General features: G+C 52.6%; 14 protein-coding genes. 7 read left to right on the top strand and 7 right to left on the bottom strand.

Features of this window, described 5'->3' with window-relative positions:
• Positions 1-476: 476 nt before the first annotated feature.
• Complete coding sequence (locus tag CZ787_RS07605; protein WP_176372192.1) at positions 477-1,073, top strand: tetratricopeptide repeat protein; 597 nt, start codon at positions 477-479, stop codon at positions 1,071-1,073.
• 545 nt (positions 1,074-1,618) lie between these two features.
• Positions 1,619-2,581, top strand: a complete 963-nt coding sequence (locus tag CZ787_RS07615) for a ribonuclease Z (RefSeq protein ID WP_087107824.1) — start codon at positions 1,619-1,621, stop codon at positions 2,579-2,581.
• Positions 2,582-2,659: 78 nt separating this feature from the next.
• Here the strand turns inward: CZ787_RS07615 and CZ787_RS07620 are convergent, their stop codons facing one another.
• Entirely contained in the window at positions 2,660-3,094 is a 435-nt protein-coding gene (locus CZ787_RS07620; RefSeq protein ID WP_087107826.1) for a hypothetical protein, read from the bottom strand.
• A gap of 122 nt (positions 3,095-3,216) precedes the next feature.
• Complete coding sequence (locus CZ787_RS07625) at positions 3,217-3,789, bottom strand: CGNR zinc finger domain-containing protein (RefSeq protein WP_087107828.1); 573 nt, start codon at positions 3,787-3,789, stop codon at positions 3,217-3,219.
• 91 nt (positions 3,790-3,880) lie between these two features.
• On the opposite strand from CZ787_RS07625, the gene CZ787_RS07630 reads away from it, so the two are divergent.
• Positions 3,881-4,819 carry an alpha/beta fold hydrolase gene (locus tag CZ787_RS07630; protein WP_217883852.1) on the top strand — a complete coding sequence of 313 codons (939 nt, stop codon included), beginning with the start codon at positions 3,881-3,883 and terminating at the stop codon, positions 4,817-4,819.
• 242 nt (positions 4,820-5,061) lie between these two features.
• Here CZ787_RS07630 and CZ787_RS07635 read toward each other — a convergent pair whose 3' ends face one another.
• Genes CZ787_RS07635 through CZ787_RS07650 form a run of 4 tightly spaced genes read right to left on the bottom strand, consistent with a single transcriptional unit; the run spans position 5,062 to position 9,525 of the window.
• Positions 5,062-5,922: a DUF296 domain-containing protein gene (locus CZ787_RS07635; protein WP_087107830.1), complete on the bottom strand. Its 861-nt coding sequence runs from the start codon at positions 5,920-5,922 to the stop codon at positions 5,062-5,064.
• Complete coding sequence (locus tag CZ787_RS07640; RefSeq protein WP_087107832.1) at positions 5,919-7,520, bottom strand: acyl-CoA synthetase; 1,602 nt, start codon at positions 7,518-7,520, stop codon at positions 5,919-5,921. Before CZ787_RS07640 ends, CZ787_RS07635 begins: the two co-directional genes overlap by 4 nt.
• Positions 7,517-8,686: an acetyl-CoA acetyltransferase gene (locus CZ787_RS07645; protein WP_087107834.1), complete on the bottom strand. Its 1,170-nt coding sequence runs from the start codon at positions 8,684-8,686 to the stop codon at positions 7,517-7,519. Before CZ787_RS07645 ends, CZ787_RS07640 begins: the two co-directional genes overlap by 4 nt.
• Complete coding sequence (locus CZ787_RS07650) at positions 8,686-9,525, bottom strand: IclR family transcriptional regulator (RefSeq protein WP_087107836.1); 840 nt, start codon at positions 9,523-9,525, stop codon at positions 8,686-8,688. Before CZ787_RS07650 ends, CZ787_RS07645 begins: the two co-directional genes overlap by 1 nt.
• A 176-nt stretch (positions 9,526-9,701) precedes the next feature.
• Here CZ787_RS07650 and CZ787_RS07655 point away from each other — a divergent pair, with 176 nt between their 5' ends.
• The 4 genes from CZ787_RS07655 (at position 9,702) to CZ787_RS07670 (ending at position 13,416) form a co-directional block, all read left to right on the top strand.
• On the top strand, positions 9,702-10,712 hold the full coding sequence (locus CZ787_RS07655) for a DctP family TRAP transporter solute-binding subunit (RefSeq protein ID WP_087107838.1): 1,011 nt from the start codon (positions 9,702-9,704) through the stop codon (positions 10,710-10,712).
• Between the two features lie 75 nt (positions 10,713-10,787).
• The gene (locus CZ787_RS07660; protein ID WP_087107840.1) at positions 10,788-11,279 is read left to right on the top strand and encodes a TRAP transporter small permease; all 492 of its coding nucleotides are present in this window, start codon (positions 10,788-10,790) and stop codon (positions 11,277-11,279) included.
• Complete coding sequence (locus CZ787_RS07665) at positions 11,272-12,621, top strand: TRAP transporter large permease (protein ID WP_087107842.1); 1,350 nt, start codon at positions 11,272-11,274, stop codon at positions 12,619-12,621. Before CZ787_RS07660 ends, CZ787_RS07665 begins: the two co-directional genes overlap by 8 nt.
• Before the next feature lie 21 nt (positions 12,622-12,642).
• Positions 12,643-13,416: an SDR family NAD(P)-dependent oxidoreductase gene (locus CZ787_RS07670; RefSeq protein WP_087107844.1), complete on the top strand. Its 774-nt coding sequence runs from the start codon at positions 12,643-12,645 to the stop codon at positions 13,414-13,416.
• A 68-nt stretch (positions 13,417-13,484) separates the two neighbouring features.
• Here the strand turns inward: CZ787_RS07670 and CZ787_RS07675 are convergent, their stop codons facing one another.
• Positions 13,485-14,657, bottom strand: a complete 1,173-nt coding sequence (locus tag CZ787_RS07675) for a UbiH/UbiF/VisC/COQ6 family ubiquinone biosynthesis hydroxylase (protein ID WP_087107846.1) — start codon at positions 14,655-14,657, stop codon at positions 13,485-13,487.
• Positions 14,658-14,786 lie beyond the last annotated feature (129 nt).

The raw sequence follows: 14,786 nt of genomic DNA on the forward strand, positions 1-14,786 counted from the left end.
AGTTGACGATAGCCGTATTATCGCTGATGGCAGTGACTTTTTCAGAGCTTCCCTAAAAGACGGGTAACAGGTGCAACAATCACATTGAGTGGAAAGCAGCGTTTGTTTATAGCCGACGGGGCTACCCTGACATCAACGCGGTGAGCCTGAGCAAGCATCTGATAGTGGATAGTTAGCGGTACAGGAGATAGAGCAGGTGATCTTTGAAAAAACGGAAATTAGATGAAGCAGTACGCTGCTCTAACTGTGGTGGCAACACGCAATACATCGTGCCGATCACATTTGGCAATATCGCCCTTATCGCACTCCAGATAATTATATTCGTGATGGGACTTGGCGCTCTCATCTTTTATGTAGCAAACGATATAGCCTCTTTTTTGGGTCTGCTGCTGCTTAGCTCTGTAAGCATTGCAAGGCCTCTTTATAGAACGCGACTGATCTGTAAAGAGTGCGCTGCACCCATTCATGACGCTACCTTGAAGTGGACGCTTGGCTCTGGCCCCTTCAAGCGTATTCCCCGCCTGCGCCGGGTAAACACTGACGTTAAACAGCCTGTTCTCAAAGCATGGCTACCTAACGCTACCTGGAAAAAATTATGTATTTCCTATCATCAGTTTATGGCGGCCAGCTTCGAAGATAATAACGAGGCGAGGTCAGTCCGCCACCTCAAGCAACTGGATGCGCTGGGAGGCGAAAAAGGAGCGCTTGGGCTTGGTTATCGCTACCTCAATGGCAAGGGGGTAAAGGAGGATCATGCCAAGGCTTACCAGTATTTTGAAAAAATCGCAGGTCTAAATGGCAAATGGTGTATAGAGGCGGAGTTTCAACTGGGCTGTATGCACATGCTAGGGCAGTTTGTGCCCGTCCATGACGTCAAGGCCGGTGAGTACTTCGAGAAAGCAGCCCATAAAGGTCATTCGCTTTCCCAATATAACTGGGGACTGGCGCTCATTGATGGCTGGGCTGGCTACGAGGATTATGTGAAAGGCTGTGAGTGGATAGAAAAATCGGCCGCTGCAGGTGTGCCCGAGGCACAGGAGGTACTGGGTCGACTAAATAGATTTAAGTCGTAGGGTGCTAAACGGCAGTACATTATATCTACCAGCGAACGCTTTTTTTCAATTGTTGAGCATCATCGTCAATATTCAAAAAGTACTGTGGGCGCTCAATGGACTGGGGCAAGTGACGCTACAGCCGGGTTTCATGGCGCTTTTTCTACTGCTTATGGCTACAACCTCGCAAAAGGTTGGCTATTCAAAATATAGAAGCAGCCTTGATCCTGTCAGTTGGGGGGGGGGGCTGTTTGGGCGTTTACCGTTTTACGCGCTTCTGGGAGTCACTATTTATCTTGTCGTGTTTCTATATTGCAGGAAGAGAAGGCGGCGGCATGAACAGTTCTGCGTTCAATGCGAGAAGGTTGTTACGCGAAAAGCGGTCGATCAATGCTCCTGTGGTGGCGAAGTGGGATATTTGGCAGATTACAAGTACGTTAAGGAGCAGGAAAGTACCAATTGAAAACCCACAATCATCGTTGTTTTGCTTGCAGAAGAAGCCGATTTCAAGTCATAACGTCTTGTGCAGGCTGTGTTAAGCCGAGCTTCAAATCACTTGGATAATTATGAACCTGCTCTTTCTAGGCACCTCCGCCGGTGTGCCCACCAAAAGCCGAAATGTGACTGGCATTGCTTTGCGCGAGAGCAAGGGCAAAGGCTGGTACCTGATTGATTGTGGAGAGGGCACCCAGCATCAGGTTTTGCGTACGAAGCTGTCGTTTCATTCATTAAACGCCATTTTGATTACCCATGTGCACGGCGACCACTGCTATGGGCTGCCGGGCATACTGGCGAGTGCGGGAATGAACGGCCGAAAAGCGCCGCTTACCATTGTCGCACCCGCAGGCATCAAAGCGTGGTGGGAGGCTACTTGCGAGGCCACGCAGCTAAGCTTGCCCTTCGCGCTGGAGTTTATCTGCTCAGATGACCTGCCGAGCATTGAGTTTGAAAACATGGCGGTTGCCACGTTCAAACTTTCCCATGGGGTGGCATCTTATGCCTATGCGTTGACAGAGAAAAACGTCGATGCTGCCTTGGATATCGAAAAGCTCATCCAGAAGGGGATTCCCAGAGGGCCGTTGTGGGGGCAGTTGAAAAAAGGGTTCGATATTGAGTTCGCGGGTGAGACATTAACAAGCCATGAGTGCTTACTCCTCAAGCATGAGGCCAGGAAAGTGGTCATCGCAGGAGACAATGCCCAGCCTGAGCTGTTGTGGGACGCGTGCGCTGGGGCGCAAGTGCTGGTGCATGAAGCCACGTATACGCAGGAAATGGCCCAGAAGGCGCTTGAAGTAGGGCATAGCTACGCCAGGCTTGTAGCTGATTTTGCCGAAACGGTAGCGCTGCCCAACCTGGTGCTGACGCACTTTAGCCCGCGTTATCAGCTCAACCCCCTGGCATCGCCCTCTATCGAGGATATCCGCAAAGAGGCCCAAAGCGCCTATTCGGGCGCGCTTTACCTGGCGCGAGATTTTCTTGAATTTAGCCTGGATAAGTCGGGCCACTTTTCTGAAGTGGCGAGCGAATAAGTTTTCCCGGTTTTAACGATTCTTGCGAATGGGCGGCTACCCGAAAGCAGGTAGCCGCTTCTTGTGATTGCCGGGAAATCAGTCGCGGCAGTAGCCTTCGCCCGCCTGCACTACCAGGCAGTCTTCCTTCTCCGCTAGCCATTTCAAGCCGGTGGCTTCGCCGTCTCCGGCGCGAAGTCGCTGCTGGCCGTCATCGCGGCTGAAGCTAATGCCGTCGTCTGTAGCTTGCCCTTCGAATGTGCCGTGTTGGTCGGCGTCCAGGCCGTACTGCATTTCAAGCAGATAATGGCCGGGGCCTGCCGTCTCGTCCTGTTGGACTTCAAGGTATAAACCCTCCACCCCCGTCCATCTACCGACCCATTGATCGGTAACCTCGTGAGAGGGCTGGCTTTGCTCGGCTACCGTATCTGAATCGGCGGCACTTGATGCGGCGGTATTGGTGTCTTGATTACACCCGCTGATCAGTATCATGGTGCCTAGGGCTAACGATAGGGCTAACGCTGTTTTCATCATGGCGAGTGTCACCGGCTGTGGAGAAAGTCGAAGGGCAGTCTGAAATCAAAGGGTCTTGATCAAGCGCTTGGCTGGGGGGCTAAGTTGCAGGCCCCCTATAACGAGCTTTACCAGATAATAGACTACCTCGTTTTTTTACGGGCCCGGTGAGCGGCCGCCTTCATTCTGTTTCCGCAAGACGCCATGCTGCACCAGCGGCGCCGGTGAGATTTTGTTTGATCGTGGAACAGTAGAATGCAGTCCGAGGCTTCACACTCTTTAACAAGTTGCACATCTTCCTCAGTCAGCAGCTGGACCAACGCCCACGCGACAGGTTGTAACAGGCTCTCGCTTTCCATGTTGCGCTTATAGGTTTTTTTCTGAAACGCCGCTTCCGCTGGCTGCCATTCAATTTTCTCTATGGGGTAGCCCCGTTCCAGTACGTGATTCACGACTGAGGGATCCGCAGCCCGCCCCTGTTGGGCCGAGATAAGGAGTTCCCGCATGTTGTCGCGCAGCTCCCGAGCAAGTTGGACTAGCCCAAGCGGTGGGCTTTCACGATATTCCGACAACACGCCCGCCTGTTGAAGCCACGCAATGACACTGCTGTTATCAGTCAGACACTCCTGACGCTCATCCCCTACGCCAAACTGAGTGTTGATGAAATCAATGGCGAGATTGCCTGCAATTAACGGAGGAGTAATGTGTGATGGCATATTGAGTAACCTTTAATTTTCTATTTGACAGGTTACTACTGTTTTAACTAACCTTCAAAAAGTATTATTAACGGTTACTAAGGAGTCATCCATGACAACGGAAAACAGGTCAGCCTCGGCTGACATTCAGGCAGCGCTGAGAGCCAATGCTGAGCAGGGCGTTGGCTCGACAACTCGGCAGGTTCATTATCGTTTCGAGAAAGTGGGCGATGTCGATGTCTTCTATCGCGAAGCGGGGGACGCGAGGGCGCCGACGGTACTGCTGCTTCATGGGTTTGCTGCCTCATCGTATATGTGGCGCGATATGATTGAGGCGCTGGCCAATGACTACCACGTCGTAGCGCCTGATTTGCCAGCATTTGGCTTTACTCAAGCACCGCCGCGCGGCCAGTATGAATACACCTTTGCCAACCTGACGAAGACGATTGATCAATTTACTGATCAGTTGAAGCTTGACCGCTACGCCATTGCCGTTCACGACTATGGTGCGCCTGTTAGCTGGCGTTTGGCGGTGGCTAACCCGGCAAAAATCACTGCCATCATTTCGCAAAACGGCAATGCTTATGAGGAGGGGCTGTCAACAGGGTGGGAGCCGATCAAGACGTATTGGGAAAATCCTTCAAAGGCGAACCGTGATGCCCTTGACGATTTTCCAACACCTGCGTCCATCAAATGGCAGTACCTGGAGGGAGTCAGCGATACCAGTGCTGTAGCACCGGACGCCTATACGTTGGAAGGCGCGCAGATCTCTCAACCGGGGATAGCCGATATTCAGCTCGACCTGTTGCTGGACTATGCAACCAACGTTGAGAAGTATCCCGAATTTCAGGCCTATTTTCGTGAGTATCAGCCGCCGCTGCTCGCCGTGTGGGGTAAGCATGATCCGTTCTTTCTTCCGCCGGGGGCTGAAGCCTGGAAGCGGGATATTCCTGAGGCGGATATTCGCTTTTACGACACGGGGCACTTTGCACTGGAAACCCATGGCGATGTCATTATTCCGGTAATCCGTGGGTTTTTGGGGAGCATCTGAAAGTCTGGATAGATGATAAATCCTGACTTGCCCCCGTTCGGTGGCCGTCATAAAAGCCGCCACTTCAGTTTTTCCGCTGGGGTGGATGCAAACATGACTGTCTTGGCTGCCTGCCGCTACCGTATCTTAAACGGGTTCGGCCCATTGGCCTGCTGCATTATCAAGCGTTAGCGGCCATGCACAGCGCAGGCGATGTTTTCAGTAACGCGATAACCCCTTCTACGTTAACCGATAAGAGCGAATTAAAAGCGCAGCAATAGCTCACAGGTAACGCAGATAGCATTTCGCCCAGGGGCAAGCGCTCCTTGATGTTGTTCGCCACCGATACCGACAGAGACTGCTTGAAGTGAGGGTTGCCCATCTTTCAATGTTCCATCGAGTATCAGTATTTCATTCGCGTGGCTTTTAAGCTGGTGGCCGTCTGTAAAACAGGTTTGCACCAGGCTTCCAAGGCCCATGATCTGTGCCGTATCAATCCCGTAACGTTTAGCGGTTGCTGCGATGGCGGCATTGAGGTCTTGATTCGGGCGTAGCGTCAGTAAAAGCGCATTGGGCTTAGCAGCACTGCTGGCACCCTGGTAAGGCGCAAAAAGAGGAAACCGGGTTTCTTCATCAGCCGTGACGGCCAAATAGGCGCCTTCTATCGCGGTACACGACACCTCAATGTCATTGGCTAATATCGACGCGGGCGCTAGCAGATGGCCAACCGCGGTATGCCCATCGCCTCGCTGCCATATCCCGTGGCAATGCAGAAAAGGTTCACCATCACGCAGGCCTACATGAATGCCTGCGGTGTGTATGTTTGCCGGTGGTGATAAACGGTGCGTTTCACTGTACCAGGCGGCATGTTGCCCACTTGGGTCATCGCCCGGGATGACATAGTGAAGCGTTTGCATCGCTGCATTATTGATCGTTAAGTACGCTGACGAGATGGCCTGCTTTTGAAGCGCCTGAACGATGGCGTCATGTAGCGTTTGGCCGCCTTCAAGCGTGAGTGATCGCTCTTGGGTATGGCAGAGCTGCGCCTGGTAGCGCGTTTGTGCAGGCGTGCCTGGGTGCTCGATATAGCCAAGCGTTGACGCATTGCTGGGTGGTGAACTCATGTTGCCTCCTGTAATTCACCACGCTCCGTTAATGTTTCACGAATGAGCTTTTTAGTGATTTTTCCGTAAGCCGTTTTGGGCATTTCTTCCCAGAATACGTAGCTTTTAGGCATCTTGTAGCGAGCAATGCGCTCACCCAGCCATGCATTCAAGGAGGCAGCATCCAGTGGCTGGCCGGGGTAAAGCACGCACACGGCTATGCCGACTTCACCCCAGACAGGGTCAGGTACGCCCAATACGGCTGTTTCGGAAATGGCAGGATGGCTAAGCAGCTTCTCTTCGATTTCGCGAGGATAAATGTTGGAGCCGCCCGATATATACATATCCGAAACGCGCCCGGTCAGGTAAATGAATCCTTCTTCATCCCGATGGCCCAGGTCGCCCGTTAAAAACCAGCCATCTCGAAAGCTCTTTTGATTGGCTTCGGCGTTATTGTAGTAGCCCGCAAAAACAGCCGGCCCGATGACGGCGATTTCTCCCGTTTCACCGGCAGCAACTTCAGCACCGTTGCTATCCTGAATTTGCACCTGCATGCCGGTACGCGAAAAGCCGCAGCTCCCTATTTTCATGTGGTTATCGTCAACGTGGTGAAGTGCGGGGGGCAGCACCGTTATATTGCCGGTCACCTCGCCAAGCCCGAAATACTGAACCAGTACGGACCCTAATGTTTCCAGCGCTTTCACCTGGTCGGACCGGTACATGGGCGCACCAGCGTAGACAACGTAGCGTAAGGAGGAGTGGTCATGCCGCTTTACACTGGAGTGCTCAATGAGCATTTTGACAATAGTGGGCACGGTGAATAGGTTGGTCACTCTCCACTTTTCAACAAGCTGCCAAATCACCTCGGGGTCAAATTTCTCGTCCGCCGGGAGTATGGTTTTAACGCCGTGAGCGACTTGGGCAAGCTGATGAACGCCCGCGCCGTGAGACAAAGGCGCGACGACGATAGACGCGTCAGAGGCGCTGGTTCCTGGCATCAAGTCACATAAATGATTCGTGACAACGAAGGCCATTTGGCCATGGGTCAGTACCGCTGCCTTGGGGCGCCCGGTGGTGCCAGAGGTGAAGAAAAACCACGCAGGGTCATCGCGATTAACCGCGGCGGTTGGCATGTGCTGGCCTGAAAGGCGTTCAACCAGCGTTTCATAATCGACGGCGAAATCACTCTCTCCAATCGAGATCGTTACATCAACAAGAGGGGCGCAAGCGGCGGCGTGACGAGTAAAGCTGGCGCCACAAAGCAGGCCTTTTGCCCCAGAGGATTCAGCCAGGTAAGCCACTTCGTCGGGCGACTGACGATAGTTGGTCGGCACCCATACGGCGCCTATTCTCCAACAGGCAAACATCGCTTCAAACATTTGGTGGCAGTTGGAGGACTGAACCAGTAAGCGGTCACCCTTTTGCAGGCCCATTTCATGGCGGAGCGCGTACGCAAACGCTTGTGAACGCTCCTCCATCTCTTTCCATGTCCAGGTCTTTTCGCCCCACACAAAACCAATCTCATTCGAGAAGCGGCGCGAGCTTTCGGTGAGAAGGTGAGACAGATTCATCACTCGGGTAGAAACAGGCACGAGGCTATTGTGTTCATTCAGGCTCATTTCACACGCTCCAGAATAGACACGTAATTAGTGACCGCCGCGCCGCCCATATTGAAGACGCCAGCCAGGTTTGCATTGGGTATTTGCATTTGTTCCGCCTCACCCATTAACTGCATGGCGGCCATTACATGCATGGAAACCCCGGTAGCGCCGATAGGATGACCTTTGGACTTTAGCCCGCCGGATGGGTTGACGGGCAAGGCGCCATCTTTTTGCGTGATACCTTCCTGGATAACACGATAGCCTTCCCCTTTTTTGGCGAGCCCCATCGCTTCGTATTCAAGCAGCTCGGCGATAGTGAAGCAGTCGTGTGTTTCGACGAGGGATAAATCCATAATGTTGACGTCAGCGCTTGCGAGCGCTTTCTGCCAGGCCATTGATGCCCCACGAAACTCCAATATGTCTCGTCTTGAAAGCGCCATTAAGTCATTGGCTTGCGTTCGTGCCCGAAAGGCAATCGCACGCTTTAATTGAGCGGCCGTTTCGGCATCGGCAATGATCATGGCTGCCGCGCCATCCGAAATGAGCGAGCAGTCTGTACGACGCAAAGGGCCTGCGACCGTCGGGTTGCGCTCAGAAACGGTGGCGCAGAAATCGACGCCGATATCTTTACGCATTTGGGCATAGGGGTTAAACACACCGTTCGCGTGGTTTTTGGCTGCGATCATGGCGAGTTCGTAGGAGCGGTCCCCATAGGTTTGGAAGTAACGGTCAGCAATTTCGCCGAACACCCCCGCAAAGCCCCCCGCAATATGGGCTTCTTCACGGTGATAGCTGGCGCTTAGCAGAATGTTGCCCACTTCAGCGGTAGGCGTCGCTGTCATTTTTTCAGCGCCGATGACCAGGGCGATGCGTCCACGGCCAGACTCTATAAAGTCGAGCGCGCCATGTAGCGCTGCGCTGCCTGTCGCGCAGGCATTTTCGTAACGCGTGGCGGGCGTGTGCGCAAAGCGCTCATCGCCCATCGCCACAAGGGCTGCCTGGAAATCCTGAGCCGAGAAGCCGTTGTTATAGACACCGACAAAAATGCCGTCGATAGCCTCATGATCGACGCCTGCATGAACAAGCGCATCCTGGACCACGCTTTGCAACAGCGCTTGAGTATCGGGTTCGGGCAATTTTCCAAAAGGGGAGTGGGCCCAGCCGACGATCTGTGCTTTTGTCATTATTTGCTCCTGGCGAGGGGAGTGGGAGATGTTTGATGTCTTGTAAATTCAGCGGCTAACAGATGCTCAATCGCTAACGCTTCTTCTTTTAATCTCGGCACAAGCGTTTGGGAACGGCGTGGTTCCTGCATGCGGCTCTCTATCGCTGCCAACGAAAGTGAGCCGGCCAGTACGCCATCAGGCCAACGTAGGGCAATGCCGATTCCCCATGAATCCGCAAACACCAGCCCTGGGTTAACGGCATAGCCCTGCAACCGCGTTTCGTTCACCAGGTTTACCATATGCTCTGGAGCCAGTTGGGGGTACTGCTGTTCAAGGAGCGAGCGTTGTGCATCTAATACGTGGGTAATTTCAGCGTCAGGCAGCGCTGCCAACATGGCGAGTGAGCCTGCGCCTACTCCCAGAGGATGATAGGCGCCTTGCACCAGGGCATGGGTCCGAATGGGATAAACGCCGTCTTCACGATACAGACACAGCGAGAAGTGGCCTCGGCGGATAGAAAGGCAAGCGGCATCTTCCGTTCGCTGCGCTAAACGAGCGACATTGCATGTAGCCAGGCGCGTCAGGTTATGTTGCTCGGAAGCTCTGTGGCCCAGCAAATAGGCTTCTGGGCCTAATTGATAATGATGATTAGCGGGCGATTGCTCTACCATTCCTGCATTAATAAGTGCCAGCAGCAATCGTCTTACCGTGGGCTTGTTTAAACCACTGTGCCTGGTTAAATCGGCCAGTGAGCTGCCTTCGGCTTGTCGAGCAATCAGGCTTAATAACCCCAGTGCACGGTCAACACTTTGTGCACCAGCGGTTGTGCTCTCCGTTATTAAGGCTTTGTGTTCCATATTATGGACCGATTGTTGTTTTAATGGCGCGTGTGTTGAGCTTGTTTTGCTGATACTTTGACTTTCTGGAATGCTTTTGGCAAATTTTTATTGTCGTATATATAACGAATGGTCCATATTGTGGATTATAACAATCAAGTGCGTTAGCACGAATACGCCACGAGGAATAGAACATAATGAAACGCCATGCTTTTTTTAAAACTGTCTGGGCCACCTCTGTTGCAAGCTTGCTTTTTGCCAGTGCGGCATCCGCTGAAACATTAAGGCTTTCTCATAACACCGGTGACACCACTACGTGGCATGAAGCCGCTGAGCTCTTTAACGACTTGTTAAATGAAGCCTCAGGAGGCGAGCTATCTGTTCGTACGTTTCCTAACTCACAGTTAGCGGGTGGCGACCAGATGCGCCAGTTTGAAATGGTGGGTAGGGGCGCTATTGATTTAGTGATGACCTCCGCCATTAATGTCACGCCGTTAATACCTGAAATGGCTGTTTTTTCACTGCCTTATCTCTACGACGGTTATGATCAGGTAGACGCCACCATGAACGGCGAGCCGGTTACGTTGCTTGAAGAGATCATGGATGAAAAGGGCGTTAAGGTGTTGGCCTGGGGTGAAAGCGGTTTTCGTGAACTGACCAATAGTAAACGGCCGATTCGTAGCCCTGACGATATGCGCGGGTTAAATATGCGTGTGGCAGGCCCTATGTATGTTGATGTTATGGATGCATTAGGCGCCAACCCGCAGCAAATGCAGTGGGTCGAGACGATCTCGGCATTGCAGCAAGGCGTTGTTGACGGCCAGGAGAACGGAATTGGTGCCGTTATCATTCCCCAGCGTATTTATGAAGTGCAAGACTATATAACGCTCTGGCACTACTCGTATGACCCTGTCTTTTTAGGCGTTTCCAAGCAGCGTTGGGAAAGCTTCGATGCTGAAACGCAGGAGATGGTTCAGCAAGCGGCTGACCAGGCCATGGCGCATCAGCTCGCCATCACTCGCGAAAATACGGCCAAGGGCGTCGACTTCCTTCGTGAACAAGGCATGGATATTACCGAATTGACCCCGGAAGAGATCGAGGTATTTAGGCAAGCAACGGCACCTGCCTTTGATATCTGGGCTGAAAGAGTCGGTCCTGACATCGTTTCCAGCTTTGTCGAAACGATAGAAAGTTCCAAGCAGCAATAACGAATAGCATTTACTGACAATAACTCTGACTAACCTTAGTCAGAGTTATTGGTGTCAGTATAGGGTCAATGCCTTATGAAATTTATAATTAACGAATTTGAAAAAATAGTATGCACTGGCCTCTTTTTGAGTATGGCGCTACTTGGTTTCGCTAATGTCGTTGTTCGATACGGTACTAACTACTCGCTTGCCGCGACAGAAGAACTTCTTACCAATGGGTTTTTGATATTAACCATTTTTGGCGCGGCGATTGCGGCAAGGCGGGGTGAACACTTGGCGGTAACTGTTCTCTATAACGCCTTGCCAAGGCACGCTAAAACAGTCGTCTTTATGTTGTCTGTGCTGCTGTCTGTAACGTTACTATGCATGTCAGCCTATTTCTCTTGGGAAGTGTTAAGCAATCAGTTTAATAGTGGAACCCGCTCTTACGGACTAGGATTGCCCGCCTGGTACTACCACGTTGCGATACCTTTTGGCTTTATTCTCATTGCTATTCGATTTTTGCAGCGTGCATGGCAAGAAATGAACGGCAACGTGGAACCCACGATCGGAGGCGCAGATGTTTGATATCTTCGGCACGCTTTCGACAGGTTCACAGATGATTACCGTCTTTTTCCTGCTGCTTTTGTTGAGAGTGCCCGTCGCATTCTCACTCGGTCTATCCGCTATTTATGCCATGTGGCACATGGGGTTTGGGTTAGATCTCGCCGGTGATTTGATTGCGACAGGTATTACCAAATTTTCATTATTAGCGATTCCCTTCTTTATTCTTGCCGGAACGTTGATGGGAAGGCTTGGAATCGCTGACCGGATGATCCGTTTTTTCAGAGTACTGGTGGGTGGTCTTCCCGGTGGAATGGGCATCGTCGGTACGGTCGTTTGTTTGTTTTGGGGGGCTGTTAGCGGTTCTGGCCCGGCATCGGTTGCCGCCATTGGGCCCATGATCATAAAAGGCATGGAAGAAGACGGCTACCGCAAGGCCTATGCTGCAGGTTTGGTGTGTACGGGCGCGGCCTTGTCGATCGTTATCCCGCCTTCTATCGGGTTGGTGATTTACGGCGTTATTGCTGAAACCTCAATATCGAAGCTGTTTATGGCTGCCATTTTACCTGGCCTGATGATGGGCGGTTTAATGATAGTGACCCTGCCGTGGGGGCGCGTGAAAAACGCGGGAACTGCGGGATCATCTGGCCTGCCATCTGAACCTTCCGTTATGTCGATGGGCGATAACCCTTACCCGCAACTGGGCTATGCAGGTCGATTATGGGCTTCCTTTAAAGACTCTTTTTGGGGCTTGCTCACGCCGGTCGTTATTTTGGGAGGGATATACGCCGGTGTGTTTACCCCTACGGAAGCCGCATTAGTGGCCACTATCTATGCGTTACTGGTGGGCGCGGTCATCTATAAAACATTAAGCATCAAAAAATTGTATGAAGCCGTTAGTGATGCGGCGGCATCGTCTGCCGTCGTTATGCTGGTGGTTGCTTACGCAAGCCTGTTTGGTTGGGTGGTAACGGTTGATGACCTGGTAGGCACTTACTCTTCCATGCTGTTAGGCATGAGCAACAACGAGTGGGTTGTTTTATTGGTTATCATGCTGATTCTACTGATTATTGGCATGTTTATGGATGCGGTAACGGTAATGTTTATTTCGTTACCGGTGTTTCTTCCTATTGTGCACCAGCTTGGCTGGGACCCTGTCTGGTTTGGTGTTTTGGTGATGATTAACCTCTCCATTGGCCTGATAACACCACCTGTGGGTATTAATCTTTATGTCGCTGCGAATGTGACAGGTCTTTCCATTGAAAAAATAGCGCGAGGCACCTTTATTTGTGTTGGCGCGTGTTTGGTAGGGCTCGCATTAGTGGCTTTCTTCCCGCAGATATCCATGCTTTTGGTCAGTCAATAATAACGAGAGAAGAGGTGCTTGATGGTCACTAAAAAAGTTGCCGTTGTAACCGGTGGTGCGCGGGGAATCGGGCTTGCTGCCGTAGAGATTTTTCTTGCAAAGGGTTATGACGTAGCCGTGGTGGACATGAGCTATACGGTTGCCAACGAATTGGCCGAGACGTACAGCGGCGTGCTGCCAATCGAATGTGATGTTTCTAATCCTGATGACGTTATCGCCATGGCTGCGGTCATCGAGCGCCAATATGGTCGTGTCGATGCGCTCGTCAATAACGCAGGAATAGCCGCTCTTCATCCGATAGAGGAGACTGGCTTTGATAGTTGGAAAAAAATCATGTCGGTGAACCTGGACGGCACCTTTCTTGTCACGCAGGCCCTTACGCCGCTGATGAAAAAGGTATCCGGAGCGATTGTTAACGTAGCTTCTATCGCGGGTTTGCGCGCCAGTACGTTAAGAACGGCTTATGGTACGTCCAAGGCGGCGGTTATTCATTTAACCAAGCAGCAGGCAATGGAGTTGGGCGAGCACGGTATAAGAGCCAACTGTGTAGCGCCTGGGCCCGTAGAGACGGAGCTATTGGCAAAACTGGTGGAAGCCGCGCCGGAAATGAAAGCAAGCTACCTTGAGACCATTCCTCTTAACCGGTTTGGCCAGGAGAAAGAAATAGCCGAGGTGATTGCCTTTTTATGCTCCCCTGAGGGCGGGTATGTCACGGGGCAGACAATTGCGGTTGACGGTGGTTTTCAGTCAGCGGGAGTGGGGCTCACCGCCTTACGAAGTGCTAATAACCCGTAAGTAGCTGGCGCAAGCTCCAGTCTTGGCAGCATGCGCCACTGCGTTTACCGACCGGTTATGAAATAAATCTATCCCTTCTTAAACGGATTCAACCCATTGGCCTGTTGCATCATCATGCGCTTGGCGAGTGGGAAGCGTTCGGCCAAATGCAGGCTTAGATCACCCAGCTGGCGCAGTGGTTTGGCGCCGGTGAACAAGTGGTGGAAGCTGTCGGTCGCGGCGATCATGGCCTGATTTGCCACGCGGCGCTGGCACTCGAAACGGTGCAGGTTAATGTGGTCGCCCGGGTCGCGGCCTTTAATAACCATCTCGGCCAATGTATCGGCATCGTGCAGGCCAATATTTAACCCTTGGCCTGCCAGCGGGTGAACCACATGGGCAGCATCGCCAATTAACGCTAAGCGCTTGCCTATATAGCGGCGGGCGTGCTGGCGTTTAATCGGGAAGCTGGCGCGGGCGACAATGCGGGTCAGTTTGCCCAGCCGTTTGGGGTACGCGTTTTCAATCGCCGCTTTAAGCGCGTCGTCATCCAGCGCTTCGCGGGCTTTGGTCGTCTCATCATGGTCGTACCACACTAACGATGCCCGATGGCCGGGTAGCGGCAGCATGGCGATGGGTCCGGTCGGCGTAAAGTATTGCCAGCTAACATCCTGCTGAGGAAGCGCTGTTTCCACGTTCACAATCAGCGCCCGCTGATGGTAGTTATGGCTAGTGACCTCAATGCCTGCCAACTGGCGTAGCGTTGAACGCGCACCGTCGGCACCGACCATCAGACGCGCGCTCAGCATCTTGCCGTTATCCAGCTCGACCACCCGCTTGTCGCCAGCAATCAGCGTATTGATAGGCGCGCAGTGGGTATAACAGGTAACGCTGGGCAGCTCTTTAAGGCGCTGCCAAAGGGCGTACTGAAGCGTTCGGTTTTCAATAAACAGGCCAAAATCGTCCATGCCGCTATCACTGGCAGAGAACACGCTATGCCCAGTGCCGTCCAGGTTGGAGACATCGATGTGGCGGAAGGGGCAGCAGCGTTCCTGGGGCAGGTCTGTACCACTGAGCTTAACAAACGCCAGCGAGCGGGCGTTTAACGATGAAATACGCAGGTCATAATCGCCGCTCATGGGGGTAGGCGTGGCACCTCGCTCGATCAGTCCGATAGCGTAGCCCGCGTTACCCAACCGGGCCGCCAGCGCGGCTCCCACCATACCGCCGCCAACAATAATAATATCGTGATCGCTCTGCATGAGGCGCTCCTTCAATGCATGGTCAGGCATCGCTGCTCAGTACGCTGAGACTAAGTACGTTAAGACCAGGTACGCTGAGACCAGGTACGTTGCATGTGCCCATAATGTCCTACAGTATCGTCGAGATAG

The sequence above is a fragment of the Halomonas citrativorans genome (assembly GCF_900163645.1).
In the GTDB taxonomy this organism is placed as follows: domain Bacteria; phylum Pseudomonadota; class Gammaproteobacteria; order Pseudomonadales; family Halomonadaceae; genus Vreelandella; species Vreelandella citrativorans.